Origin of the sequence: Labrys okinawensis, assembly GCF_047345005.1 — a bacterium.
GTDB lineage: Bacteria > Pseudomonadota > Alphaproteobacteria > Rhizobiales > Labraceae > Labrys > Labrys okinawensis.
The window spans coordinates 1,153,460-1,179,109 of record NZ_CP178864.1; the positions used below are offsets into that span (position 1 = coordinate 1,153,460).

At 65.1% G+C, this 25,650-nt stretch carries 24 protein-coding genes and 1 riboswitch; of the genes, 9 read left to right on the forward strand and 15 right to left on the reverse strand.

Annotated features, from left to right (window positions below; genetic code table 11):
• Positions 1-91: 91 nt before the first annotated feature.
• The 4 genes from ACMDCR_RS05575 to ACMDCR_RS05590 all read right to left on the reverse strand — a co-directional run bounded on the left by ACMDCR_RS05575 (position 92) and on the right by ACMDCR_RS05590 (position 3,019).
• The gene (locus tag ACMDCR_RS05575; protein WP_413991566.1) at positions 92-1,459 is read right to left on the reverse strand and encodes a PepSY-associated TM helix domain-containing protein; all 1,368 of its coding nucleotides are present in this window, start codon (positions 1,457-1,459) and stop codon (positions 92-94) included.
• A 20-nt stretch (positions 1,460-1,479) separates the two neighbouring features.
• The gene (locus tag ACMDCR_RS05580; RefSeq protein ID WP_413991567.1) at positions 1,480-1,962 is read right to left on the reverse strand and encodes a copper chaperone PCu(A)C; all 483 of its coding nucleotides are present in this window, start codon (positions 1,960-1,962) and stop codon (positions 1,480-1,482) included.
• Positions 1,963-2,084: 122 nt separating this feature from the next.
• The gene (locus tag ACMDCR_RS05585) at positions 2,085-2,450 is read right to left on the reverse strand and encodes a hypothetical protein (protein WP_413991568.1); all 366 of its coding nucleotides are present in this window, start codon (positions 2,448-2,450) and stop codon (positions 2,085-2,087) included.
• Between the two features lie 74 nt (positions 2,451-2,524).
• Complete coding sequence (locus ACMDCR_RS05590) at positions 2,525-3,019, reverse strand: hypothetical protein (protein WP_413991569.1); 495 nt, start codon at positions 3,017-3,019, stop codon at positions 2,525-2,527.
• 794 nt (positions 3,020-3,813) lie between these two features.
• Between ACMDCR_RS05590 and ltrA the strand changes: the two genes are divergently transcribed.
• Positions 3,814-5,043 carry a group II intron reverse transcriptase/maturase gene (ltrA, locus tag ACMDCR_RS05595; protein ID WP_413990674.1) on the forward strand — a complete coding sequence of 410 codons (1,230 nt, stop codon included), beginning with the start codon at positions 3,814-3,816 and terminating at the stop codon, positions 5,041-5,043.
• 336 nt (positions 5,044-5,379) lie between these two features.
• Positions 5,380-5,576, reverse strand: a riboswitch (cobalamin riboswitch).
• Between the two features lie 86 nt (positions 5,577-5,662).
• Here the strand turns inward: ltrA and ACMDCR_RS05600 are convergent.
• The 4 genes from ACMDCR_RS05600 to ACMDCR_RS05615 all read right to left on the reverse strand — a co-directional run bounded on the left by ACMDCR_RS05600 (position 5,663) and on the right by ACMDCR_RS05615 (position 11,272).
• Positions 5,663-6,841, reverse strand: coding sequence for a serine hydrolase domain-containing protein (locus tag ACMDCR_RS05600; RefSeq protein ID WP_413991570.1), 1,179 nt, complete (start codon positions 6,839-6,841; stop codon positions 5,663-5,665).
• 211 nt (positions 6,842-7,052) lie between these two features.
• Entirely contained in the window at positions 7,053-9,542 is a 2,490-nt protein-coding gene (locus tag ACMDCR_RS05605; RefSeq protein ID WP_413991571.1) for a CHAT domain-containing protein, read from the reverse strand.
• A 5-nt stretch (positions 9,543-9,547) separates the two neighbouring features.
• Entirely contained in the window at positions 9,548-9,916 is a 369-nt protein-coding gene (locus ACMDCR_RS05610) for a hypothetical protein (protein ID WP_413991572.1), read from the reverse strand.
• A gap of 141 nt (positions 9,917-10,057) precedes the next feature.
• Positions 10,058-11,272, reverse strand: coding sequence for an aminotransferase class I/II-fold pyridoxal phosphate-dependent enzyme (locus tag ACMDCR_RS05615; RefSeq protein ID WP_413991573.1), 1,215 nt, complete (start codon positions 11,270-11,272; stop codon positions 10,058-10,060).
• 336 nt (positions 11,273-11,608) lie between these two features.
• Here ACMDCR_RS05615 and ACMDCR_RS05620 point away from each other — a divergent pair, with 336 nt between their 5' ends.
• The 5 genes from ACMDCR_RS05620 to ACMDCR_RS05640 all read left to right on the forward strand — a co-directional run bounded on the left by ACMDCR_RS05620 (position 11,609) and on the right by ACMDCR_RS05640 (position 16,034).
• Entirely contained in the window at positions 11,609-12,514 is a 906-nt protein-coding gene (locus ACMDCR_RS05620) for a transglutaminase family protein (protein ID WP_413991574.1), read from the forward strand.
• Positions 12,515-12,621: 107 nt separating this feature from the next.
• Positions 12,622-13,539: a LysR substrate-binding domain-containing protein gene (locus tag ACMDCR_RS05625; RefSeq protein ID WP_413991575.1), complete on the forward strand. Its 918-nt coding sequence runs from the start codon at positions 12,622-12,624 to the stop codon at positions 13,537-13,539.
• 316 nt (positions 13,540-13,855) lie between these two features.
• Positions 13,856-14,272, forward strand: coding sequence for a DoxX family protein (locus tag ACMDCR_RS05630; RefSeq protein WP_413991576.1), 417 nt, complete (start codon positions 13,856-13,858; stop codon positions 14,270-14,272).
• A gap of 55 nt (positions 14,273-14,327) precedes the next feature.
• On the forward strand, positions 14,328-15,380 hold the full coding sequence (locus ACMDCR_RS05635; protein ID WP_413991577.1) for a glutathione S-transferase family protein: 1,053 nt from the start codon (positions 14,328-14,330) through the stop codon (positions 15,378-15,380).
• A 30-nt stretch (positions 15,381-15,410) separates the two neighbouring features.
• A complete protein-coding gene (locus ACMDCR_RS05640; RefSeq protein WP_413991578.1) occupies positions 15,411-16,034 on the forward strand; it encodes an alpha/beta hydrolase in 624 nt (207 codons plus the stop codon).
• Positions 16,035-16,140: 106 nt separating this feature from the next.
• Here the strand turns inward: ACMDCR_RS05640 and ACMDCR_RS05645 are convergent, their stop codons facing one another.
• The 4 genes from ACMDCR_RS05645 to ACMDCR_RS05660 form a co-directional block, all read right to left on the reverse strand.
• Positions 16,141-17,400: a sensor histidine kinase gene (locus tag ACMDCR_RS05645; protein ID WP_413991579.1), complete on the reverse strand. Its 1,260-nt coding sequence runs from the start codon at positions 17,398-17,400 to the stop codon at positions 16,141-16,143.
• Positions 17,401-17,416: 16 nt separating this feature from the next.
• The gene (locus ACMDCR_RS05650) at positions 17,417-18,139 is read right to left on the reverse strand and encodes a response regulator (protein WP_413991580.1); all 723 of its coding nucleotides are present in this window, start codon (positions 18,137-18,139) and stop codon (positions 17,417-17,419) included.
• Positions 18,140-18,237: 98 nt separating this feature from the next.
• On the reverse strand, positions 18,238-18,864 hold the full coding sequence (locus ACMDCR_RS05655) for a Spy/CpxP family protein refolding chaperone (RefSeq protein WP_413991581.1): 627 nt from the start codon (positions 18,862-18,864) through the stop codon (positions 18,238-18,240).
• Between the two features lie 178 nt (positions 18,865-19,042).
• A complete protein-coding gene (locus tag ACMDCR_RS05660; RefSeq protein ID WP_413991582.1) occupies positions 19,043-20,155 on the reverse strand; it encodes an S-(hydroxymethyl)glutathione dehydrogenase/class III alcohol dehydrogenase in 1,113 nt (370 codons plus the stop codon).
• Positions 20,156-20,391: 236 nt separating this feature from the next.
• Between ACMDCR_RS05660 and ACMDCR_RS05665 the strand changes: the two genes are divergently transcribed.
• Complete coding sequence (locus ACMDCR_RS05665; protein ID WP_413991583.1) at positions 20,392-20,694, forward strand: hypothetical protein; 303 nt, start codon at positions 20,392-20,394, stop codon at positions 20,692-20,694.
• A complete protein-coding gene (locus tag ACMDCR_RS05670) occupies positions 20,691-21,128 on the forward strand; it encodes a PIN domain-containing protein (RefSeq protein WP_413991584.1) in 438 nt (145 codons plus the stop codon). Before ACMDCR_RS05665 ends, ACMDCR_RS05670 begins: the two co-directional genes overlap by 4 nt.
• A 12-nt stretch (positions 21,129-21,140) precedes the next feature.
• On the opposite strand, the gene ACMDCR_RS05675 is transcribed toward ACMDCR_RS05670, so the two are convergent.
• Together ACMDCR_RS05675 and ACMDCR_RS05680 are read right to left on the reverse strand one after the other, a co-directional pair.
• Positions 21,141-21,683: an ActR/PrrA/RegA family redox response regulator transcription factor gene (locus ACMDCR_RS05675; RefSeq protein ID WP_413991585.1), complete on the reverse strand. Its 543-nt coding sequence runs from the start codon at positions 21,681-21,683 to the stop codon at positions 21,141-21,143.
• A gap of 172 nt (positions 21,684-21,855) precedes the next feature.
• Complete coding sequence (locus ACMDCR_RS05680; RefSeq protein WP_413991586.1) at positions 21,856-23,154, reverse strand: ActS/PrrB/RegB family redox-sensitive histidine kinase; 1,299 nt, start codon at positions 23,152-23,154, stop codon at positions 21,856-21,858.
• A gap of 145 nt (positions 23,155-23,299) precedes the next feature.
• Here ACMDCR_RS05680 and ACMDCR_RS05685 point away from each other — a divergent pair, with 145 nt between their 5' ends.
• Entirely contained in the window at positions 23,300-24,268 is a 969-nt protein-coding gene (locus ACMDCR_RS05685) for a complex I NDUFA9 subunit family protein (protein ID WP_413991587.1), read from the forward strand.
• Positions 24,269-24,338: 70 nt separating this feature from the next.
• On the opposite strand, the gene ACMDCR_RS05690 is transcribed toward ACMDCR_RS05685, so the two are convergent.
• Entirely contained in the window at positions 24,339-25,139 is an 801-nt protein-coding gene (locus tag ACMDCR_RS05690; RefSeq protein WP_413991588.1) for an undecaprenyl-diphosphate phosphatase, read from the reverse strand.
• Positions 25,140-25,650: the final 511 nt, after the last annotated feature.

A 25,650-nucleotide genomic window follows, 5' to 3' on the forward strand; every position in this document is an offset into this window, starting at 1 on the left:
GTTGAGGGCGGTCACCGGATGGCGCCGCGTACTTTTCGGGATTGGATGGCCTGGGGCACGTGTTGCGCCCGCAGGCAAGTCTCAGCTTCGCCTAGGCAAAGGCGCGCCGTAGTGGGGGTATGGTCCGGATAATCAGGAGGTCGGCAGCAACCATTGTCAGGATGGCAAGGCCGGTGATCGGCAAGGCGATGCCCACGGCAATCGCGACGACCCACAAAGCCCGATAGACCTTTGGATCGGCGGGATAGGGAGGCACCCCGACCTTGCCGGCCGGGCGGCGCTTCCACCACATCACGACGCCCGATACCGAGGCGAGGATGATTGCAAGGCAGGTCGCCAGCATTACGAACTGGTTGAGGAGGCCCCATTCCTGCCCCTGGTGGACGTTGATTCCGAACTCGATGGCCTTGCCGACAGGCCCGTAGTCGCTGAACGCCAGATCGACGAGTGGTTTCCCGGAGTACTGGTCTATGTGGATCGTCCGCTCTTTCGACAAATCATCCGGGAAGATGGCAGCGGTATAAACGCCGGTCTCGTCACCAGGGACTGCCATCTCAAAGCCCGGCGCAATGCCGGCCTTGCGGGCAACGCCAACGGCTTCGTCAAGCCCGATTGAAGGGACGTCCGAAGCGGTAGAGAGAGGGACAGGCGTGTTTTCGACGGTCCACCCCGCCTTGTTCAGAACGTCCTTCGCGGGGATAGCGGACTTCGGCACGTCATCCCACAGTTGCGCCGGGTAACCGATGCCGGCCTTTCCCGCATAGAGATTGAGGTTATTTCCCCAGTAGCCGGACCAGGGCAGGCCGGTGGCTGCGAGGAAGAAAATCACGACGCCGGCAAAGGCCCCGGTGACAGCGTGAAGGTCTCGCCACCAGACGCGCCGCTCGGGCGTGCCTCGAATAGTCACGACACCGCCAGCTTGTCCGCGCGGCCACCAGAGATAGATGCCGGTGGTCACGAGGATAAGGGCGAAACCACCCACCGCCTCAATCAGCCGGTTGGTGAAGGTCCCGAACAGTTCAAGGCTATGGATTTTCTTCAGGAGCCACATCGGCTCCCTATCGGTGCGCAGCATGTCGAGCACCTTGCCCGTGTAGGGGTCTACGTAGACAAAGTACTTTCCGGCTTCGTCCCTCACCGTTGCCACGGCTGAAGACGTTGGTGTGGCCGGCTCCGCGAAAGCTGTCAGCATTGATCCGGGGAGCGCAAGCACGGCCCTGCTCGCGAGGATGCTCGGTGCAAGCTCGGCAGTGCCTGGAGCAGTTACGACAGTCCGGTAGGCAAAGAGGGTGTGATTAATCTCGTCCTTGAACAGATAGAGAGAGCCGGTGACCGCCAGCAGGATCAAGAAGGGTACGCTGAAGAGGCCGGCATAGAAGTGCCAGCGCCAGATGGCGCGCTGGAGGGAAAGGCGGAAGAAGGAGCTTTGTGTCGAGGCAGTCGAAGAGGCGTCTGACATGGGACTGTTCCTCACTCGGCTCAGTTCATGTTCATGCCGGGCATTGACTGCCCGCTTGACGAAGCTTTCGCTCCGATGCCTTCGACTTCGTATTCAACCTTGACGGTGCCAGCCTTCTCGAAGACCAGTGTGCCTTCGATATGCTGTCCCTTCTTCAAGCCGTGCTTGAGGCCCACGAACATCAGATGCAAGCCGTCCGGCGAGAAGGTCACCTCGCCGCCTGCCGGTACCTCAAGCCCGTCAAGCTGGCGCATTTTCATAACGCCGTCTTCGGTGGTCATCTGGTGGATTTCGACGCTGGCAGCCACGTCGACAGTCCCGCCGACAAGCTTGTCCGCCGTCGCTCCCTTATTGGCGATGGTGACGTAGCCGCCACCGACTGGGGCTCCAGGCGGGGTTGCGCGTGCCCAAGGATGCTGGATGACCAGACTGCCGGAGCCGGTTTCTTGAGCCGACGCCTGCGGGAAGGGCGTAGTGGACGCGACAATGGAAAGCAGCGCCAAAGCGCCTGCCCCATACGAGAAAGACATGGGATTGCTCCTGAGTATGCCCATTGCCAAGCGGACGCCGGGTGGCGCCTCGGAACTGGCGGGACAATTATTGGGAAACGATACGCGTGCTCAGGTCACGCGACCGGTGGCCCCTGTGACTGGCGGGGCGAGCGAGTGCCGGCAATATCAGGCGCCTTGACCGGGAGTGGGGCGAGACTTGCAAGGCGTACGACAGCCGCCGCTCGTGCGATGGCTGGTGGGTCGGGAAGAAGCGTTGGCGCGCATAGCGGGCACTGGTCGCACGTTTGCTGGTGGCCGCTGCCGGTGCCCTTCTCGGTATCGTCGTCGGTTACGCAGACTTGGACGGTATATCCGGCGATGACGACGGTCGTCATGTCCGACTGGGCTTGCACGGCCATGACGACACGCCCAGCGCCGGAAAGCGCCAAGGAGAGCATCAGGCACACGACGACGAACTGTCGTGCCACAAGGGAAGCCAATCGGGTCATCACCGGTGAGTTCGCACTCTACTCTCGCAAAAGGCAAGCAACATTCTTGGCGGGTAAAAGCGAGTTCATCCCGAGGCCATTAACTGCCCCTCGCTTTTCGGTCTGGCGCGCCGAGTCAACGCCCAACCACCAGCAAAGAGCAGTGTCACGAAACTTCCAATGGCTAACATCGTGGGCGGATGAGAGGGTATGTCGGCCCAATGCGGCATCAACACCTCGGCGGAGTTGAACGGTTCGTCGCTGTAACGGCATAGGACGAGCGAGGTATTGTTGCTGAGCATTTCGAGTTCGATTTTCGAGGACAGCGCCTCAACGGCCGGGCGACGGCGGGGCAGTGCCTTCAAATGCATCAGCAGCGCCTGTGCTCCCGCCAGATAGGCATGGCTGCACTCGTTGAACGGACTGTTCTCGTCGGTGATGCTGCCCGGCATCCAGCTTCGGAAGCAGAAGAAGTATTGCAGGCTGATAAAGGACTGAAGCTTCTGGGTGGTGGGGTCAGGCGCAAATTCCTGGTCGGCAACGTCGAGTATCGCATCAAGGTTATTGGCGATGACCCTCATTTGGCCGTGGGAAAGATTGGGTATGGAAACCCCATCCGCTGTCGGATCGACAGGCGTGGTGCGACCATGCGCCCAACTTGCGTCAGGCAAGCCCCGGAACGGGGGATGAATACGAAAGGAGGTGAGAGCCGAACAGAAACCGTTCGCAGCGATCCAGCGGGTTCAACGCCCGTCCGGCAAAGGCGCAGCCCGCCAGCCGGAAGCGAGTCTTGCATGGATGGCGGCAACGTCATTCGTGAAGCGTAGACAGCGGATGATGAAGCGGCGGGGTAAGCCCCGATATCATGGTTCGTGACGACGCCTTCGGAGTGTTGGGACCGGGGGCAGCACCCGACTTGCCGGTATTGGCGAGGCAGGCGGGGTCGTCCGGGGTCTTGGGCCACCGCAAAGTCATGGGATGGATCGCCGGGGAACCTGAGAGATCCCACTCACGCCCAAGGAGGCAATGCCGGAAACGGGGTGCCGGCTGACATAAAAGACTCCCGGCCCTACGACAGTCCTGCATGTCGGAGGGAGCGCCTTGGCGGACACAAATATGCAGGGCCGCATGGACCCGGAAGGCGAAGCAATAAGCCGATGGGTAAGCGTGAGCGGGAAGTCGTAGCACCCTCATAGTACCAATGAGCGCGGGGAACCGTGTCCGGCGGGACCCGAAGGAGGAAAGGGGGGTGTCACGGAACCAGAACCACTGACAGGAAACATCGGAGGGGACCCTGAGCCCTACAAACGTGTACACGAAACGGCAGTGGATAGCCGAACAGGCGAGGGAGCACCCGGAGCGGGTGTTCACATCCTTGCACCATCTGATTGATCTCGACTGGATGTTCGAGGCGTGGGCTCTGACGCGCAAGGATGGCGCGGCGGGCATCGACGGTCGCACGGCTGACGACTATGAGAAGGATCTCGGGGCGAATCTTGAAAGCCTCCGGATCCGGATGATGTCGGGCAGCTACCGCGCACCCCCGGTGCGGCGCCACTACATCCCCAAGGCCGATGGGTCCCGGCGACCTCTGGGCATCCCGACCGTCGAGGATAAGGTGGCGCAACGGGCAATCGTGATGCTGCTGGAACCGATCTACGAGGAGGACTTTCTGGACTGCTCGTTCGGGTTCCGGCCGGAACGGTCGGCGCATGACGCCATCCGCACATTGCGCGATGGCATCATGGACACCGGTCAGCGATGGGTGATCGACGCGGATATCTCGAAGTATTTCGACAGCATCGATCACGGGCATCTGCGCAGCTTCCTCGACCTGAGGATCAGAGACGGCGTCATCAGACGCATGATTGACAAGTGGTTGAACGCGGGGGTGCTGGACCAAGGCACCCTGAGCCGATCGGTAGCTGGAACTCCACAAGGCGGGGTGATCAGTCCACTTCTTGCGAACATCTTCCTGCACCATGTGCTGGACAGGTGGTTCGAGGAGGTGGCAAAGCCTCGCCTAAAGCGGAGGTGCCAGATGGTGCGGTACGCTGACGACTTCGTCATGAGCTTCGAGGATCACCTGGACGGTCGGCGCATGCTGGCCGTGCTGGGCAAGCGCTTCGAGCGGTATGGGCTTCGGCTCCATCCCGACAAGACGCGCTATGTGGACTTCCGTTTCCGGCGCCCTTATGGGCGGCATCCGGCAACGAGTGCCACCAGTTTCAACTTTCTTGGCTTCACCCATGTCTGGGGCCAGTCGAGGAAGGGGAAGCCGGTGGTGCGGCAGGTCACGGCCAAGGACCGGTTTGCGCGGGCCTTACGGGCAGCCAGGGAGTGGTGCATCAAGCACCTGCACCTGTCGCTCACGGTTCAGCACCGACACCTGACCCGGATGATGCAAGGCCACTACGCCTACTACGGGATCACGGGCAACGGACGGCGTCTGAGGTGGTATCACCATCAGGTCGAGCGCATCTGGAAAAGCGGGCTCTCGCGCCGCAGCCGATCCGGAAAGCCGAACTGGAACCGGATGGCGCAGGTCCTTGACCGGTTTCCCCTGCCTCCAACCCGGATCGTACATCAGTGGAGCCGTCCCTGAGCGAAACTGGGCTGTGAGGAACCGGATGCGGGAAATCTGCACGTCCGGATCTGTGAGGGGCGGGGCTCGGTAACGACCCCGCCTACTCGGCAGGGTGCGGAGAGGATGGCCAAAAAGGCGATTAGCGCGGCACCGAGCCAGAGTGCGGAAGAAATGGTGAAGGGCCCGCGTCCGCGTGCACCCGCCGATTGCGCCCGACTCATGCGAGGCGCGGACGCTAAGGGATAGAAGGTGTCCCGCATGAGGGCTCGACCTTTGCGACGTCTCCTGTCAACGCTGGTGATGGCTTCCACAACGCGGAGGCCGCGCATCGAGACACCCCGCCCGATGGTCCTGCTTTGACGTCCCGGTGATGGCAGGTTTCCTGGCTCGCGGGTCGGCGCCGACCTCCAGCCTTCCCAGGCTGATAAGCCCAGTGGCGATGTGGAAGCGGCTCGTCGCTTACAGTTGCGGGGGCAGCCACGGCGTAGGGCATAAGCCCGTACCGTGTTCCCTTTTGATCCCGGAGGGGAACCATCGAGGGGAGCTTAGTCGATGTTGCGAACGAGCGTCAACTTGGACCGAGAAACCTAGCCGAGCCTGGGACCATCTCCAGTCCGGCCGTCCCCTCGCCCGCGCCTCACGCTGGGCCCTTCCCGTACGCGTCTCTCTCCAGCGCCGCGAACAGCCGCAGCACCTCGCCATCGCCAAACGGCAGGACCTGCGAGAGCACCATGCCGGCCAGCCCGTTAACCCCGTCCACCCAGAAGTAGCAGTTCGCCAGCCCGCCCCAGCCCCAGCTGCCGGCCGGGCGGCCATTGGGGCTGGGCTCGCGCAGGAGCACGCCGCCGAGGTTCCAGCCTGCCTCGAGGCCGGCGGAGGGCTCGAAATCGTTCGAGCGGTGCGGCATGGCCGTCGCCATGCGTGTCACGGCGATGGCGGGGATCTGCTCGGTCTCCATCAGATCGATCGTGCCGGGCCGGAGGATCTCGATGCCGTCATGGCGGCCGCGGTTGAGCAGCATGCGCAGGAAGACGAGATAATCCTGCGCCGTGCCGTAAAGGCCGCCGCCGCCGGATTCGAACTCGCCGGGCAGGAGGGCGAAATCGGTCGCATGGAGCGTGCCGTCGTCCTCGCGCTGGAAGACGCCGGCGAGGCGGTCCTGCTGGTGCGGCAGCGGGCCGAACTGGGTGTCGACCATGCCGAGCGGGCCGGTGACGTGTTCGGCGAGGTAGGCGCCGAGCGTCTGGCCCGTCAGCGCCTCGATCAGCTTGCCGGTCCATTCGAGGCCGAGGCTGTACTGCCAGTGCGCACCGGGATCGAACAGCAGCGGGACCTCGAGCGAGGCATTGGTCCGGGTGGCGAGCGTGGGCGCGCCGGTCTTCTCCTTGAAGCGCACGAGGTCGGCGCTCCAGGTCTCGTTGGCAAGGCCGGAGGAATGCGTGAGGAGGTGGCGCAGGGTCACCGTCCCCCGGGCGGGGCGGAGAAGGGGCATGCCATCCGCCCCGAAACCGTCCAGCACCTGCGGCGCGGCGAAGAAGGGCAGGATGGCGCCGAGCGGGTCGTCGAGCCCGACGAGGCCGCGTTCCACCAGCTGGAGGACGCCGACGGCCGTCACGGCCTTGGTCATCGAGGCGAGGGCGAGCACGCTGTCTGCCGCCATCGGCAGCGAGCGGCCATGGTCGCGCCAGCCATGGGCGCTTTCGAAGACGGTTTCGCGCGGCGTGGTCACCGTGCCGACGATGCCGGCGAGGGCCCCGCTGTCGACGGCAGCTTCAGCCGCCTCCGCGAAGGAGGAGAGATGTGTGCGAGCATCCATATGGCGTTCCCCCGCCGCCTGGCCGCGGCTCTTTTCAGCCGGTTTGCCCGGCGGGGAAAAGCTAGCGTGGGGAGCGAGCTGATACCATCGCTATCGCCGGCATCGCGCAACTTTGATGCGGTCAGCCGAAGTGGCGAGTGTGATCGGCATGTCGACGTTGTCGCCTCGAATCGGAAGAGATCGGATGCCGCCGCGCCGAAGGCAGGGGCTCTCAGGCGGCGTAGAGCGTGAATCCGATCCAGTCGCGCAGCTTATGGCGACCCTCGGCCAGCAGCGCTCGCTGCACCGAGGCGCAGGCGACGACCGCGTCCGTGCCTCTCAGCCGATGCGCGTGATAGGCCGTGCAAAAGGCCTGGCTGGCCTGTGCGCCGGCGATCGTGGTGCTGACCAGAACCGAGGCTGCGCCGGATTCCAGCAGGCTGGCGGGCAGGCCGACCAGGTCGTCGCCGAAAAGCTGGACGTCGCCGATCCTGTCCGGCCGCACGCCGGTGCTGCAGGCCGCCATGGTCACCTCGCCAAAGGGCGAAGGCCGCAAGGCGAGTTCGGCGGCCGTCAGGCGACGGTCGGCGAGCTTCAGTCCGGATCCGGCGGGATCCCCGAACTCGAACGCGCCATGGCATGCGAGATGAAGCATGGGCCGGTCGCCCGCCTCGGCGTGCGTGGCGGCGAGTTTGGCGAGGGCGCGGAAGCCGGCGAGGGTCGCTGCTTCCCCGATGACGGGTGGCGCGATCAAGCGATGCGCCCCGTACAATGCCGCCAGTTCCTCGAGGCCAGGCCCGAGCACTGCCGGACGTTCCGCTGCTGTGAGAGCCGCATCCTTGGGATCGCCGAACAGGGCGGCCCGCCCGGCTGCGGGGGAACGAGCTGAAAGCGCCGGAATCGTCGCGATATTGGGCACGATCGCCACCGGCACACGCTCGAACAGTCGCTGCCCGCCGAAAGGCAGCGCCGCCCAGGGCAGGATGTTCAGCGCGCCATGGGGGGAGACGAGCAGGCTGCCGGCGGCACAGGCGCGCTCCAGCAACGCCGATGGCACCAGCGCAGCGGCATCGAGGCCGAGCCGGGCGGGGTCGAAGTCGAGCCGGCTCGGCAGTGGCAGCCGGAGATTGGCGGCATAGGTCGCCAACGCGCCGCCCGCTCCGTCGCCGAGGTCGAGCGTGTCGAGCAGCAATTCACCCTCATGCAACAACAAGGCGGTGACGCGCCCACGGGCGAGATAAAGCTGGAGCGCCGCCCGGCCGCGCGCCCGCAGTCGGTCGAGCAACGCGCCGATCTCCAGCGGCGGCGGCATCAACTCTCCCCGATCGAGACGCATGCGTTCCAGGACCGCTGCGCGCTGCGCGATGAGCGTTTCGGCGCGATCATCCTGGGCACCCGGATGGGCAATCTGGCTATCGATCGCCGCGCTCAGGTCGTCGAGACGGTCGGCCAGCACCGGATCGGGGGGAGGCGGCGGGCCGGCCGCGAGGGCGGCGGCAAGGAAGCGCGACTTTACCGCATCGATGTAGCGCACGCAGCGTGGCCCATCACCTCGCGCCACCGCTGTTGCAACCGCCTCGTCCACCATGGGCCGCCGGGCGCGAAGGTAGAGATTGTCCAGCCGGTAGCCCAGCGAGCCGACCCGCAGGCGATCGAGCGACGAGATCGCCTCATCATAGGACGGCATAGGATCGTGCCGGGCCACGGCAAGCGCGCGGGCATGCTGCCAATGGGCGCTCCAGAGCGTCTCCTTGGCCTCGGCAACGCTCTGGAGGGCGACGCCGGCTGCCGCGTCCTCCAGCGCTTCCGGGCCACGCCCGGCATCCAGCAGGATGCGAGCCCGCAAGGTGCGAAATACGCCGAGCTTCTGCGACAGCCATGGCACAGTCTCGAAATCCGGCCTGACGGCGTCGAGAATCGCGAGGGCGGACGCGGCGTCGCCAAGTCCGGCGGCAATCTTCGCGCGACAGAACCGCATCGCGGCCGCACTCGCCGGATTGATCCGGACATAGGTCGGTTCCAGCGCATCGAAGGCCGCCGCCGCCTCGGCGAAGCGTTCGCCATCCAGCAGCGTCATCGCCCGCTGATAATGGAGCTGAATACCGGCACTGCTGCGAAAGAAGGCGAGCATCCGCCCGGCATCGATGTCCTGGCGCGCCTGCAGGGCGCGGAGCTGCGTTTCGGTGCGCACGATTTCGGCTTCGGCCCGGACGGTGTCGCCGAGCCAGTTGAAGGTTTGCGCGAGGGCCTCGCCGAGCTTGATATGGGGATTGATCTGCAATTCCGGGTCCAGGGTCGCCGGCAGCCGCTCGCGCTGCGCGAGCAAGGTCGCCAATGCCCGGCTGAAGGCGCCGCCAGCGAGTGCCGCGTCGGCGATGTCGATCGCTACCAGGAGCTGGCGTGTGAGGTCACCATGGGCCGTGGCCGTTGCCTCCGCTTCCTGAAGCGCCGCCGCGGCATCACCCCGTCGTCCGGCCGCGGCGTACAGTCCTGCGAGCATGCAAAGCGCGTTGCAATCCCACGTCACGGGCTCCTGCAGGTCGTCGTGTCCGGCACCAATCGCGACGAGGTGGTCGATCAACGCCCGCGATGCCGCATGCACGGCCTCCTGCGCCGCGATCTCCTGCGGCCCGCCATCGCCTTGCAGTGCGGCGGCGTGCCGGATGGCGTTCACGGCCCGCTGCAGCAGCGGCAATAGCTCTGATGGATCGGGGCTGGTCACGGCTGTCACCCTGTCGGGGCGGCCGGCCTGGCCTGCAGAACGGCCGTAACCGCGGCTTCGAGATCGGCGCGGTTGGCCGCCTCGATCTTGATCTCCCGCCCGCCCTCGACCAGGGTCATGCTCACATTTCGGTGGGCCGCCAGCCCGATGAGGCCGGACACCATCTTGCTGACCACCGGCAACATTTCCAGCGCGGTCTTGATTTCCTCTTTGTGCGTGACGACGAAGGCCCAGACCGCAGCCGCGGTTTCCGGAATGCTCAGCCCGGCATCCTCGCGCTCGACCTCCGCCGCCGTCGCTTCGGCAAGCTCAGTGTCGAAAGCTGGACTGGCAGCTGCGTCTCCTTCGACGAAAACGGTGAAACTCGCCTCCATGGTGAAGCCTCCGTCGTGATGTGCCCCGAGCGCGAGCGTATGCCGGTTCGGCCACACCCGAATGGAGCCAGGTTCAAGACATGCTGAAACTATTCGGCAACGATACACGGATTAGCGAAAGGAAGGCATCCCCACTGTGCCTCACGCCGCCGGCCGCAGCACACCCGTCTGCCTTCCGGTCGCCGCGATGATGTCGAGCGCCGCATCGACATCGCGCGAACTGTGCGCCGCCGACACCGAATAGCGCAGCACCACCTCTCCATTCGGCGTCGCCGGCGGGATCAGCATGTTGACGTAGAGCCCGGCGCGAAGCAGGGCCGTCCAGGTGTCGAGACCGGGCTTGATGCCGGGCATGCGTACCGCGCCCACCGGGCCGGGCGGCGCCAGCGGGGGCAGGCCGAGGGCCGTGAGGCCGCGATGGAAGGTCTCGGCGTTGCGGAAGACGGCGCGGCGCCTGTCCCTGTCGTCGCGGATGATCGTCAGGGCCTGGCTCGCCGCCGCCACCACGGGCGGGGGCAGGGAGGCGGTGTAGAGATAGCTGCGCGCGGCAAAGCGCAGCGCCCGGAAGGCGGGATCGTCTGTGACGCAATAGCCGCCGACCACGCCGACGCTCTTGGAAAAGGTGCCGACGATGATGTCGACCTTGTCCTCCACGCCCTGCGCTTCGGCGACGCCCCGGCCCCTGGCACCGTAAAGGCCGAGGGAATGGGCTTCGTCCACCAGCAGCACGGCGCCGAGTTGCGCCGTCACCGCGCTGACGGTGCCGAGATCAGCGAGGTCCCCGAGCACGCTGTAGAGGCCTTCCACCACCACCAGCGTGCGGCTCGGCGCGATGCCACACTCGGCAAGGATGCGGGCGAGATCGGCGGCGTCATTGTGCCGGAAGGTGAGGATCTTCGCGCCAGAGAGCTTGCAGGCGTCGAAGATCGAGGCGTGGCAATGGGCGTCGAGCACGGCGGCGTCGCCCTCGCGTATAAGGCCGCCGATGGCGCCGAGATTGGCCATGAAGCCGGTGGAAAAGATGATCGCGTCGCGTCGGCCGTAGAGCTCAGCGATCTGGCGTTCGAGCCCGACATGCAGGGCCTGGTTGCCGCTGGCGACGCGCGAGGCGGTGGAGCCGGTGCCGAAACTCTCCATCGCGGCCTCGGCCGCGGCGATGCAGGCGGGATCGAAATTGAGGCCGAGATAGGAGTTGGTGCCGAACATCAGGGTCTCGCGGCCCTCGATCACGGCGCGCACGGGGCTCAGCACCTTTTCGATCACCACGCTCAGCGGGGTCAGGGCATCGCCGATGGAGCGGTCGAACACCTCGGCAAAACCTCTTGCACGTGCCTTGATGCCTGGCGGCCCTGCCATATCTACTCCTTAGTCCCGTACAAGCATGCGGCGCGAGGCCGACTCGCCTGCAACGCGGCCAACGCAATTTTGCTCCGGTCATAGCCTATTTTATCGCGGCGTCCACCTTACGGGGCCGTAACCATGGGTGTGGTCATTCCGGCCGGAGCGCCGGAATGACCACACCCATGGCCGGATGGCAAAACGGCTGGCGGCTCCTTGCGCCTGATGGTACATGACGTAACGGCATATGTCGCGCATGGCGGCTATCCGGTTTGCACATGAAACAAGATCCTGCCTTCGCCGTTGTCGTGGGAAACCCGACAACGAGGCTTTGGGATCGTGGAGTTAAGTTCATTGAAGCGCCTGATCATCACCCATCGCACGACCTACCGCTATGCCGAGCAGGTCAGCTTCGGCCCGCATCGCATGATGCTGCGCCCGCGCGACAGCCACGAGATGCGGCTCATTTCGGCCACGCTGACGACCTCGCTGCCGGCCGACTATGCCTGGACCTACGATGTGTTCGGCAACGAGGTCTGCACCGGCCACTTCTCCGGCGAGGCCGACGAATTGGAAATCGAGAGCCGGCTGGAGATCGACCGCTTCCCTTCGGCCGTGCCCACGCACTTCCTCTCGGGCCGGGAAGCGCCGTTCCCGATCGTCTATTCGGCGGACGAGGCCATGGATCTCGGCGCCACCATGCTGACCTCCGCCGAGACCTATCCGGACGATCTGCGCGTGTGGATCGCAGGCCTGCCCAGGCGCTATCCGGGCGGGGCGATGGACCTGCTCACGGGCCTGTGCCAGGAGATCCACGGCAGCTTCGCCTATGAGACGCGCTTCGAACAGTCGACGCAGGATCCGGCGGTGACCTTCCGCAACCGCAGCGGCGCCTGCCGCGACTTCGCGGCGCTATTCATCGCCTGCGCCCGCCTGCTCGGTTTCGGCGCGCGCTTCGTCTCCGGCTATCTGTTCGATCCGATTCCGGAGAACGGCGCGCCCGCCATGCAGGGCGCCGGCGCCAGCCATGCCTGGGCCGACGTCTACCTGCCTGATACGGGCTGGATCGAATTCGACCCCACCAACGGCCTTGTCGCCTCCGACCGGCTGATCCGCATCGCCGTGGTGCGCGAACCCCACCAGGCCTTGCCCATCAGCGGCTCCTTCGTCGGCACGCCTTCGGCCTTCGTGGGGCTGTGGGTGGGCGTGGATGTGGAACAGGTGCTGGAAGGGCAGGAGCTCGAGGTCGCGCCGGTGTAGGGGGGCTCCCTGCACCTCCTTCCTCAAAACTCCCAGCCCCATTCCTTCCGCGCACACCCCATTTCTGCTACCTTCCCCTCCCATTCCCTCCGAACCGGAAGCAATGCATGGAGCGGCTCGAATGTGACCGGATGTTCGTGGCGGTGCTCGATACCGGCAGTTTCTCCAGGGCGGCCGAGCGGCTCGGCACCAGTTCCGGGCAGGCTTCCAAGCTCGTTTCGCGGCTCGAGGCGGAGCTTGGCGTGCAGCTTCTCAAGCGTACCACGCGCGCGCTCTCGTCCACCGAGATCGGCCGGGCCTATTACGAGCGCATCAAGGCGCTGCTGGAGGATATCGACGCGCTCGATGCCGCCGTCCGCAGCGCTTCGGGCCTCGCGGCCGGGCGCATCAGGCTCACCGTGCCGCTCAGCTTCGGCACCATGCATCTCACTCCCGCGCTCGCCGATTTCGCTTTGGCCTATCCCGACATCCAGCTCGATGTCAGCTTCACCGACCGCATCGTCAGCCTGGTGGACGAAGGCTTCGACCTTGCGATCCGTGTCGGCATCCCGGCCGATTCGAGCCTGATCGCCCGCAAGCTCTGCGATATCCGCCTGGCGGTGGCGGCCGCGCCCTCCTATCTCGCGGCGCGGGGCGAGCCTCGCCATCCCGCCGATCTCACCGGGCATGACTGCCTCCTCGACAGCAATTTCCGCGATCCCCACACCTGGCGCTTCACCGACCGCGACGGCGCCGCGCTGAGCGTGCCCGTCAGCGGCAGGCTGCAGTTCTCCAATGGCGAGGCCTGCCTGACGGCGGCGGAGGCGGGGCTCGGCATCATGCACGGCCCGAGCTTCCTCGCCGGCACCGCCCTGCAGGCCGGCCGCCTCAAGCCGCTGCTGGAGGATTTCACCGACCGCCGCCTCGCCGTCTACGCGATGTATCCGCCCGGGCGGCACCTTGCCCTCAAGGTCCGCGTGCTGGTGGACTTCCTGGCCGAACGCTATCGCGGCGAACCGGCCTGGGACCGGGGCTGGAGGCGGTAGGGGCGCGGGGCTGGAAAGGAAAAGCGCTCTCCCAGCCCAAAGGAAAGAGCGGACGAGGACGTCCGCGGTCCCAGTCACGGCGTCTCCTGGACGGACGCTGACGTTCGGAATGTCCGCGCACCCGGTACCTCGCCCGAGCCGCGGTGCCTCACGGAAGGGCGCTGTGGCTGGGACCGCGGACGTCCTCGTCCGCATTCCACTCATACGGCCATCCCTTCCATCTCGGAATAAATCTATCGCCCCCGCCCTCCTTAATGCCTCTCGTCGGAAGAAGTACAACGGCCTCAGCTTCCACCCTCTCACGCACGAGAACACCATGTTTGACACCCGCACCGCCCCCTATGCCGCGCTGCTCCTGCGCATCACCCTCGGCCTCCTGTTCCTGGCCCATGCCTGGCTGAAGATCGTGGTCTTCACGCCTGCCGGCACCGCCCAGTTCTTCGCGTCCCTCGGCCTGCCGCCGGCGTTGGCCTATGTCATCATGGCCTGGGAGGTGATCGGCGCGGTAGCGCTCATCCTCGGCATCTGGCCGCGTCTTGCCGCCCTCGCCCTGGTGCCGATCCTGGCGGGCGCCATCGCCACCGTGCATGGCCCGGCCGGCTTATGGTTCACCAATCCCAATGGCGGCTGGGAGTATATCGCCTTCTGGATCGTCGGCCTGCTGACGCTGGCCCTTCTCGGCGACGGCGCCCTTGCGCTAAGGCCAACGCCGACTGGCCCGGCCGCGCGTTGATAACGACGGCCGGCATCGCCACCTGAGGAGCGTGATCGTCAGAAGGGGCTTGTTCATGCTCGTCAACGGCAAATGGGAAAGCGCCTGGCAGCCCATCCAGGCCTCCGACAAGCGAGGCGCCTTCCAGCGCCAGGTCTCCAGCTTCCGCAACTGGGTCACGCCGGACGGCAGCGCCGGACCCACGGGCAGGGCAGGCTTCAAGGCCGAGGCCGGGCGCTACCACCTCTACGTGGCGCTCACCTGCCCCTGGGCCTCGCGCACCTTGATCGGCCGCAAGCTCAAGGGGCTGGAGGATGCCATCTCCATCGATGTGGTCGAGCCGGCCCTGACCGAGCAGGGCTGGCGGTTCGGCTCCTATCCCGGCGCCTCCACCGACAGCGTGAACGGCGCCACCTATGTGCACGAGATCTATACCAGGGCCGATCCCGTCTATACCGGCCGCGCCACCGTGCCGGTGCTGTGGGACAAGGAGAGCGGCACGATCGTCAACAACGAGTCCGCCGACATCCTGCGCATGCTGAATGCCGGCTTCGGCACGCTCGCGCGCCATGACGTGGATCTTTATCCGCAGGATCTGCGTTCCCGCATCGATGCATGGAGCGAACGCATCTATCCCACCCTCAACAATGGCGTCTACCGCGCCGGTTTCGCCAGCACGCAGGGCGCCTATGAGGAAGCTTTCAACGATGTCTTCGGCATGCTGGATGCGCTCGAGGCCCATCTTGCCACGGGTGGACCGCTGATGTTCGGCAGCGGGGTGACGGAGACGGACATCCGCCTGTTTGTGACCCTGGTGCGCTTCGACGCGGCCTATCACGGCTTGTTCAAGTGCAATCTGCGCCGCATTGTGGATTATCCCAGGCTCTCGGCCTTCCTGTCTGCTATGTTGGCGGTGCCGGGCGTGCGCGACACCGTCAATATCGACCACATCAAGCGCGGCTATTATTCGATAAGGGCGCTCAATCCCAATGGCATTGTTCCCGTCGGCCCCGACCTGCCGGGGCTGGCGCCCGTTTCGATAGAGCGTTTTACTTTCGAATCGAATCATCAAGCATCGCAAAATGCTCCTATTTCCGGTGAGTTAGACCAAATGAAGGTCTTGACCTGAACGCATTTTGCTCTTGGAGGCCCAAACGGCATGAGCATCCAGCCCAGCCTGATCATCCTCCTGCATGGCGTCGGCAGCAATGGCGAGGACCTTGCCCATCTCGGGGATATCTGGCTGGAAATGCTGCCGGGCAGCGCCATCGTGGCGCCGGATGCGCCCTTCGCCTTCGACGGCGGCAGCGGCTATCAGTGGTTCAGCATCGCCGGCGTGACGGAGGCCAACCGGGCCGAGCGCATCCGGGCATCGCGCCCCGCCTTCGACGTTACCCTCAACGCCCTGATCGAGCAGCGGGGCTTTGCGGACAAGCTCGGCCAGGTCGCGCTGGTCGGCTTCTCGCAGGGCGCCATCATGGCGCTCGATGCGCTTGCATCGGGCCGTTGGCCGGTGCGCGCAGTGGTCGCCTTCGCCGGCCGGCTCGCCACGGCCGAACCGCTGGCGCCCCCGCCGGGCAGCGCCGCCCTGCTCATCCATGGCGCGGCCGACAGGGTGATCCCGGCTGCCGAGACCCTGCTCGCGGCCTCCACGCTACAACGCCACGGCGTCGAGGTGGAAAGCCATGTCGAGGCGGCTGTCGATCACACCATCTCGCCGGAAGGCGCGCTGACCGCCGCTGCTTTCCTGTCGCGGCGCCTGGCAATCCCGGTGCAGGCGTAGAGAAGGAGTTAGATTGGAGTGTCGATCACCGATCGACATCTTTCTTGTCGGCAGAGATATCGCTTCCAAGATTGTCGATCGGTGATCGACACTCGCTGCTAGCATCTCACGCTCGCACCAGCGGCAGGTCCACCACGAAAAGGCTGCCGCCGCCCTCACGCGATTCGCAGCGCACCGAGCCGCGATGGCGACCGGCGATCTGGCGCACCAGCGCCAGGCCCAGCCCCCAGCCGCCCGACATCTCGCTGCGGCCAGCCGGCCGGTAGAAGGGCTCGAACAGATGCGCCCGCTCGGCCTCGGCAACGCCGGGACCGCGGTCGGCAACCTCGATATGGGCCTTGCCCTCGCTCTGGCTGATGGTGATCTCCACCGGCGGGCGGCCATGCTTGCTGGCATTCTCCAGAAGATTGCGCATCAGCCGGCGCAAGAGCGTGGCATCGCCGTAGATCTCGACCGACCTGCCGTCGGCATTGGCGCCTGTGCGCGCGGCTTCCTCTGCGGCGAGGCCGAGAAGGTCGACCTGGGTGCCGAGAAGCGGCGTGTTGCCGGCATAATCGAGACGGCTGGCCAGCAGGATCTCCTCGACGAGCTGATCGATTTCCCTGAGGTCGCGTGTGATTTCCTCCCGGGCCGTGTTGGTTGGCGTGTCCGTCCAGATCTCGATTGCCATGCGCAGCCGGGCCAGGGGCGAGCGCAGTTCATGGCTGGCATTGGCCAGCAGGGCTTTCTGCGAATTGACCAGCACCTCGATCCGGCTCGCCGCGCCATTGAAGCTGCGCGCGACCATGGCGACCTCGTCGCTGCCCTGCTCGGCGACGCGGCGGCTCAACGTGCCGCTGCCCCAGCTTTCGACGCCGGTGCGCAGGACTTCCAGGCGGCGCGTCAGGCGTGCTGTGGCCGGCCAGGCCGCGATGCCGATGCCGCCAGCGCCCAGCAGAACGACCATGAGGATGCGCAGGCCCGGTTCCGGCGGCCGCGGCAGGCGGGCGAGCACGGTGCGGCCGTCGGGCAGGTCCACGCGGATGATGTGATCGAGCCAGCGCTGCGGCGCATCGTCTTCGCCGGCCGGCAGGGCGATGGGGATGCCCCGCGAAGCAACCAGAACGCGATCCTTGCTGTAGATCGAGATGCCAGCTCCCATGTCGTCGCTCAGCCTCTTGATCTCGCTGGTCAGCTGATCGGGCGATTGCTCGTCGGCCTGGATCAGTTCGTCGGTGAGGCGGATGCGGAAGGCGCCCCAGCGCTCTCCGGGATCGGAGCCGGTCAGGCGCCAGAGCGTGCCGACCAGCAGCGCCAGCATGATGAGGCAGGCGAGCAGGGTCAGGTAGACCTGCCAGAACAGCCGCTTGCGGAAGAAGGTCAGCATGTCAGGGCCTGTTTCGTCAGTCCGCATCCTGGCGCTTGGCGAAGACATAGCCGGCCCCGCGCACGGTGAGGATGCGGCGCGGATGCTTGGCGTCGTCCTCGATGGCGGCGCGGATGCGGGAGATGTGCACGTCGACGGAGCGGTCGAAGGCGTCGAGTTCCTCGCCCTTGACCAGGTCCATCAGTCTTTCGCGATTGAGCACGCGGCCGGCATTGTCGGCCAGCGCCAGCAGGATGTCGAACTGGTGGCTGGTGAGCGGGCGGTCCTCGCCGTCGATGCGCACGCTGCGCGAGCCGCGGTCGATGGCAAGGCGTCCGAAGCGTAGCGCATGGTCCTCGCGCTCGGTCGGCGTGGAGCGCCGGCGCAGCACGGCCCGGATGCGCGCCAGCAATTCGCGCGGATTGAAAGGCTTGGGCAGATAGTCGTCGGCGCCGATTTCGAGGCCCACGATGCGGTCGGTGTCGTCGCCGCGGGCGGTGAGCATAACCACCGGGATGTTGGAGCGCATGCGCAGGCGTCGGCAGACCTCGAAGCCGTCGAAGTCTGGCAGCATGATATCGAGCACCACGGCGTCATAGGTTTCGCGCTCGAGGGCCGTGAGGCCATCCATGCCGGACTGCCTGCGGTCGACGTCGAAACCGGCGGCTGAGAGATATTCGCTCAGCATGGCGGATAGTCGCGCGTCGTCGTCGATGATCAGTATCCGTTCCACGCGAGCCGCCTGTTCTGTGTATGTCATGAATCTGCTTGGCCACCCAAGGCGCCTGTCGCCAGGCACCAGGGGTGGCCGCCATTTTATGCTGAACGACCGGGGAGCATCAATTGTTGTCGGGGACATCAGTTGTTGTCAGGCTTTTGGCCGTCCTCGCGGCCGCCCTGGTCCTGCGGGCCGCCCGGGCCATCGTCACCGGGCCCATTCCAGCCGTCGCGCCGCCCGCCATGGCGGTGGTGTTCGCCGTCCATCATCGGGCCACGATCGGCCCAGGCTTCGGCGCGCTCGGCGAGCTTGGCGCGCTGGTCGGGGGTCAGCACGTCGGCGATCTGGGTCACCGCGTCAAGGAAGCGCTTCGAGCGGGCATCGGCGTCAGCGACGAAGTTGGTACGCAGCTTTTCAAGCGCCGCCTTGTCGACGGTGGGCGCCTTGAGGATGTCGATTGCCTGCTTGCGCATGGCCATGCGGTCCTCGGGCTTGGGCGTCAGGTCGGTAAAGGCCGAGGCGATGATGTCGTGCACCTTGGCTTCCTGGTCCGAAGTCGCCGCCACCGAGTCGAGCGACATCCGCACGAAGTTCTGGATATGCTCGAGGCGGGGGCCATGTTGGCGCCAGCCCATGTGATCGCCCACCATCGCCGCGCCGGCGAGGCCTGCGGCGCCGATGACGATACCGGCGGCCATGGTGCTGCCGAGCAGCAGGATACGCGGCCAGCGACGGGCCGAAACCGGGGTGTTTACGCCTTCACTCATGTCTTTCTCCATTCGGAAGATGCAGATGCAAACTGCATGATGACGGAGTCTAGCGACAGGAGATTTCGCAGCGAGGGGGCGATTGTAAAGTTAGATGAAGATGGTAAGGAAAAACTGCGGCATCTCAGGGTTGAAATGCCGCAGCGTTACAATTTCGTAATGCGGGGCCGGAAAGCGCTCAGAACGTTACCACCGAACGGATCGACTTGCCTTCATGCATAAGGTCGAAGGCCGTGTTGATCTCATCGAGCGGCATGGTGTGGGTGATGAGGTCGTCGATATTGATCTTGCCGTCCATGTACCAGTCGACGATCTTCGGCACGTCGGTGCGGCCGCGCGCGCCGCCGAAGGCGGTGCCCTTCCATACGCGCCCGGTGACGAGCTGGAACGGGCGGGTGGAGATTTCCTGCCCCGATGCGGCGACGCCGATGATGATCGATTCGCCCCAGCCGCGATGGCAGCATTCCAGGGCCTGGCGCATGGTCACCGGCAGGCCGATGCATTCGAAGGAGAAATCGGCGCCGCCGCCGGTGAGGTCGACGATGGCCTGCACCACCTTGTCGGAACCGACTTCGGCCGGATTGATGAAGTCGGTCATGCCGAACTTCCTGGCCATTTCGACCTTGGCCGGATTGAGATCGACGCCGATGATCTTGTCGGCGCCGACCATGCGGGCGCCCTGGATGACGTTGAGGCCGATGCCGCCGAGACCGAACACCACGACATTGGCGCCGGGCCAGACCTTGGCGGTGTTGATCACCGCGCCGATGCCGGTGGTGACGCCGCAGCCGATATAGCAGATCTTGTCGAAGGGGGCGTCCTCGCGCACCTTGGCAAGAGCGATCTCCGGCAGCACCGTGAAGTTCGAAAAGGTCGAGCAGCCCATGTAGTGGAAGACCTCGCCGCCGTCGCAGGCGAAGCGGCTGGTGCCGTCAGGCATCACGCCCTTGCCCTGGGTGGCGCGGATGGCGGTGCACAGGTTCGAGCGGCGCGACAGGCAGGTTTTGCACTGGCGGCATTCGGGCGTGTAGAGCGGAATAACGTGATCGCCCGGCTTCAGGCTGGTGACGCCGGCGCCCACTTCGCGCACGACGCCAGCGCCTTCATGGCCGAGGATCGCGGGGAACAGGCCTTCCGGATCCGCGCCCGACAGCGTGTAGGCGTCGGTGTGGCACACACCCGTCGCCATGATCTCGACCAGGACCTCGCCCGCCTTCGGGCCTCCCAGTTCGATGGTTTCGATCGTCAGCGGTGCTCCCGCCTTCCATGCCACGGCTGCGCGCGTTTTCATGTGCTCTCCCCTTGGTTGGCCAAGGGCTAGCCCAAAGGCGAGGGGGGAAGCAAGAAGGTTTGGAGGAAACGTTGCATCTGGCGCCGAAGGCAGCTCGCTTCGGTTTGAGGACGCGGTGGTCCGGAGAGCGCGACTGGACCCCGCAAGTGGTTCTCTCGGGCACGCCTTGATAGGCGTGTCTTGAAAGATTCAATATATCCGGCTATATCACAGGGTACAACGTCTAAGGCCTGATCATGGGCACTCCGTCACACACCCGCGCTATGAAGAACTACAGGGAGCGCCTCAGCAAGCGTGGTATTGCGCGCTTCGAGGTGTTGGGTCTTGATGCTGATCGCGATCTCATTCGTTCGCTGGCCAGGCGCCTTGCCGAAGATGGATCGGATGCAGCCCGCCTGCGGGCCACGATCAGCCGAAGCATCGCAAAGGAAACGCCGAGAACGGGGGGCATTCTGGCGGCCTTGCGTCGTTCTCCCCTTGTCGAGGCCAATCTTGATCTGACGCGATCGCGCGAGACCGGCCGGAAGGTCGATCTGTGACCCGCTATTTGCTCGACACCAACATTCTCAGCAATGTCATCAAACCAGTTCCTTCGGAAGCGCTGCTGGCATGGATGGCAGCGCAGGCCGACGAGGATCTCTACATCGCGACCTTCACGATTGCCGAGATTTGGCGTGGCATATTGGAGAAGCCGGCGGGTCGCAAGCGCGGCCAACTGGAGGCATGGTTCTCCGGTCCGGAGGGGCCTGCTGCCCTCTTCGTCGGCCGAGTATTGCCCTTTGACGAAAAAGCGGCCTTGCTCTGGGCTCAGTTGATGGCGGATGGCACGTCGAGAGGCAGGCCACGCAGTGCTCTCGACACCATCATCGCAGCAGTCGGGGCAGCCAATGGCTGTGTTGTCGTCACCGACAATGACAAGGATTTTGCGGGTGTGGATACCTTCAACCCCATGTGGGGTAAAGGGAAGACTTGAAGTGCCCCCGGATCAGCGCGGCGCCCGCTTCGCCAAGATCCGCTGCAGGGTGCGCCGATGCATGGCGAGCCGGCGCGCTGTCTCCGAGACGTTGCGGCCGCAGAGCTCGTAGACGCGCTGGATATGTTCCCAGCGCACGCGGTCGGCCGACATCGGGTTCTCGGGCAGTTCCGGCTTGTGGCTGGGATCGGCCATCAGCGCGGCATGGATGTCGTCCGCATCGGCGGGCTTGGCCATATAGTCGAAGGCGCCGAGCTTCACGGCGGTGACGGCGGTGGCGATATTGCCGTAGCCGGTGAGGACGATGCCGCGCGCATCCGGGCGCTTGACCTTGAGGCGCGAGATCACGTCGAGGCCGGACCCGTCGGAGAGCTTCATGTCGATCACGGCAAAGGCGGGCGGCGATCCCTCGACCTGCGCAAGGCCCTCGGCAACCGTATCGACCGTGGTCACAGTGTAGCCGCGAGCCTCCATGGCCCGGCCCAGTCGCTGCAGGAATGCCTTGTCGTCATCGACGAGCAGAAGTGAACGATCGGGAAAGTCTGGCGCAACCATCGAGCTTACTCATCAAACGCGGCACATGGCCACAGCACAACTATAGCGGCAAAATGAAGCAGATTCATCGTTGACCGCCTTCTAGCGTTTATTCCCGTGCAAGGCGATTGAAAACCCCATCTCCTTTTCAGGAAAGTCTCGAGGCCGTAACGGGCCATCACAGCGTGCTGCGTCACCGCTCAAACGTTTCTCGCGGCCATTCCAGCCGGACGATGGCGCCGCTTTCCGGCGGGGGGCGATTGGCGAGAGCGATCGACGCGCCGGAGCGCTCCAGCAGCGTCTTGGCGATGAAGAAGCCGAGGCCGAGCCCACCGCCGGGCTGGCCCGGCGCACGGGTACGGCGCCTCGTGATATAGGGATCGCCGAGACGTCCGATGATCTCGGGCGGAAAGCCGGGACCGTCGTCGCTCACCGTCAGCGTCACGATCCTGGCGTCCCACGCCGCCACGATGGTCACGCGCGATTTGGCGAAATCGACGGCATTCTCGACGATATTGCCGAGGCCATAGAGCATGCCGGCATTGCGCATGGCGGCCGGCGCTTCCTCCTCCGGTCCCTCGAAGCGTGCCGAAATGGCGATGCCGAAATCCCGGTGGGGCGCCGCGATCTCCTCGATCATCAGCGGCAGTGGCATGCGCGCGAAGGGAGCCTCGTCGTCGTTGCCGAGCGAGGCGAGCTTGCCCAGGATCTCCCGGCAACGATCGACCTGGCTGCGCAGGAGGCGGATATCGTCGAAGAATTCGCCCTCCTTCGGCGCGGCGACCTCAAGTTCCTTGGCCACCAGTGCGATGGTGGCGAGCGGCGTGCCGAGCTCATGGGCTGCAGCGGCGGCAAGGCCGTCGAGCTGGGAGAGATGCTGCTCGCGCGCCAGCACCAGTTCGGTGGCGGCAAGCGCATTGGAGAGGAGCCGCGCCTCCTCCGCCACCCGCCAGGCGTAGACGCCGATGAAGGAGAGCCCAAGCAGCACCGAGAACCACATGCCGACGACATAGAGCATGGGCATGCCGAGCTCCTGGCCGGCGAACCAGGGCAGGGGCAAGTGCCAGGCCGTCAATGCCGTGGCGCAGCCGATGGCGAGCAGGCCGAGAGCGAGCGTCATGAGGGGCGGCAGAGAGGTCGCCGAGATCATCACCGGTGCCAGGAACAGGAAGGCGAAGGGGTTCTCCAGGCCGCCGGTGAGGAAGAGCAGGGCTGCGAGTTGCACGATATCGAAACCGAGCAGCAGCGCGGCACGAGCCGGATCCACGCGCTCGGTGGGAGGATAGCGCAGCCTGAGCACGATATTCACCAGCATGCTCAGCCCGATCAAGGGCAGGCACGCCTCCAGGGGCACCGGGAAGCCCAGCCCGTAATGCACGCCGAGCACGGCGACGAGCTGGCCGGCGATCGCCATCCAGCGTAGCCTGATCAGCGTTTCCAGCCTCAGCGTATCCAGGCCGAGGCCATCATGGGGCATGACGGTGGTGGACATCGTATTCCTGTCTTGCGCTTGCGATATTCTGCCGGAAGCCTTGATCGGCGGATAGCGCAGAATCGGGGCGATTCCGCCTCTATACAGCCCCACCCTGCCGCGCTAAGGAAATCTGGCAGGATTATCTTTGAAAGGTTTCTAGGAAATGGCGCCAGTCAGCGATCGCTTGGTCACGGTTTTCGGGGGATCGGGTTTTGTCGGCCGCAATCTCGTGCGTTCGCTCGCCAAGCGCGGCTTCCGCGTGCGGGTGGCGGTGCGCCGGCCGGATCTCGCGCAATATCTGATGACGGCGGGAGCTGTAGGCCAGATCCACGGCGTGCAGACCAATCTGCGCTATCCCGACTCGATCGCCGCCGCGGTGGAGGGGGCCGAGGCGGTCGTCAACCTCGTCGGCGTGATGCACAGTCGCGGCCTCAACACGTTCGATGCCGTGCAGGCCTTCGGGCCCGGCGCCATCGGCCGCGCAGCAAAGGCTGCCGGCGTGCAGCGTTTCGTGCATATCTCCGCGCTGGGCCTGCACGAGGCCTCCACGTCCCAATATGCCGCCAGCAAGATCAAGGGGGAGGATGCGGCCCGCACCGCCTTCGAGGATGCCATCATCCTGCGCCCTTCTGTGATCTTTGGGCCGGATGACGATTTCTTCAACAAATTCGCTGCCCTTGCCCGCATCTCGCCGGTGCTGCCGCTGATCGGCGGCGGAGGGACCAAGTTCCAGCCGGTCTTCGTCGGCGATGTCGCCGAGGTGCTGGCGCGCGGCGCCGAGGGCGCACTGAAGCCCGCCACGACCTATGAACTCGGCGGCCAGGAAGTGATGAGCCTGCGCCAGATCTTCGAATTCGTGCTGAAGACCACCAACCGCAACCGCCTCCTGGTGCCGTTGCCCTTCGCCCTTGCCAATATGCAGGCTACGTTCACCGGCCTTCTGCCCAATCCGCCGCTGACGCGCGACCAGGTGGCCCTGCTGCGCCACGACAATCTGGTCTCGCCACAGGCCAAGGCCGAGGGCCGCACACTGGAAGGCCTCGGCATCCAGCCTGCCACCGCGGAAGCCGTTGTGCCGGGCTATCTGTGGCGCTTCCGCAAGGCCGGCCAGTTCGAGAACATGGTGGCCTGAGCCGCCCTCAACGAGGAGACATGCAAAAGGCCGGTCCACGCGATCGGCCCTTTGCATGTCGGGCGAGGGCTTAGCCCACGGTGTAATAGGCCGCCAATCCGATCGCGCCGACCACGATGCGCCACCAGCCGAAGAGGGCGAAGCCTCGCTTGGAGACGAAGTCGAGCAGCGATTTCACCACGAAAAGGCCGGAGATGAAGGCAGTGACGAAGCCGATTGCCGTCAGCCCCAAATTCTCGAAGCTCATCGTCTTGTAGGACTTGGCGAACTCGTAGACGAAGGCACCCAGCATGGTCGGCATGGCCAGGAAGAAGGAGAATTCGGCGGCCGAGCGCTTGTCGAGCCCAACGAGCATGCCGCCCACGATGGTGGAGCCGGAGCGCGAGACGCCCGGGATCATCGACAGGCACTGGATGATGCCGATCTTCAGATAGGCCGTCAGCGGCAGCACATAGCAATTGGTATAGCGCTTCTCGATCTTGAATTCATCGATGGCCAGCAGCACCAGGCCGCCCGCGATCAGGGCGTAGCAGACCACCGGTATGCGGAAGAGATATTCCTTCATCGTGTGCTCGAGCAGCACGCCGGCGACCACGGCCGGCAGGAAGGCGACGAGGACGCCGATGACGAAATGGCGCGCCTGCTTGTCTGTGGGGACCGCAATGGCGATGCGCCACAACTTTTCCGCATAGACCGCCAGCAAGGCCAGGATGGCGCCGAACTGGATCAGGATCTCGAAGGAGCCGTCCGACTCGAAGCCGAGGAAATGAGAGGCCAGGAGCAGGTGGCCGGTCGACGAGACGGGAATGAATTCGGTCAGACCTTCGACCACGCCTAGGATGATGGCTTCCAGGATGTTGGACAGGGTCATGAGATGCCTTCATGGGGGCAGGACCCTGGGCAGACATACCCCAGGCCATGCACGAAATGAGACGAACCGGTTGCTTTGCAGGGCGCGAGGCAGAACCGGGCGAGGTTTGTGATTCTAGGGGCGAGTTATAACTAAACAGTAACCATGCGGCGACGGCCGCAGGGAACTAGGCGGTGGACGGCCAGGGTTCTTGCCGGGCCTGTTCTGCATCCTCCGTGGAGGTGGCAAAGGCGGGACTCCGCCTTGAAGCATCACTGAGCGGATCGTTGGCGATCGTCATGAAAGCTTCCGAGGTACAGGCCAGATTGTGCTGCTCGATGCGCTAGGCCTCGAAGTGGTGATTCCTGTCAGTGTTTCGAATGGCTTTACTCCCAGGCGCCGCCGCTGGCGTTTCGGGCGCAAATCAGTCTCAAGCGATGCGAAGGGCGAGCAAGCCTGTCACGTGAATAGGACAAACTATTCCTGCCTTCTTTCTCAAAGAATACTTCGCTATCTTGGGCGTCTTGGTCAC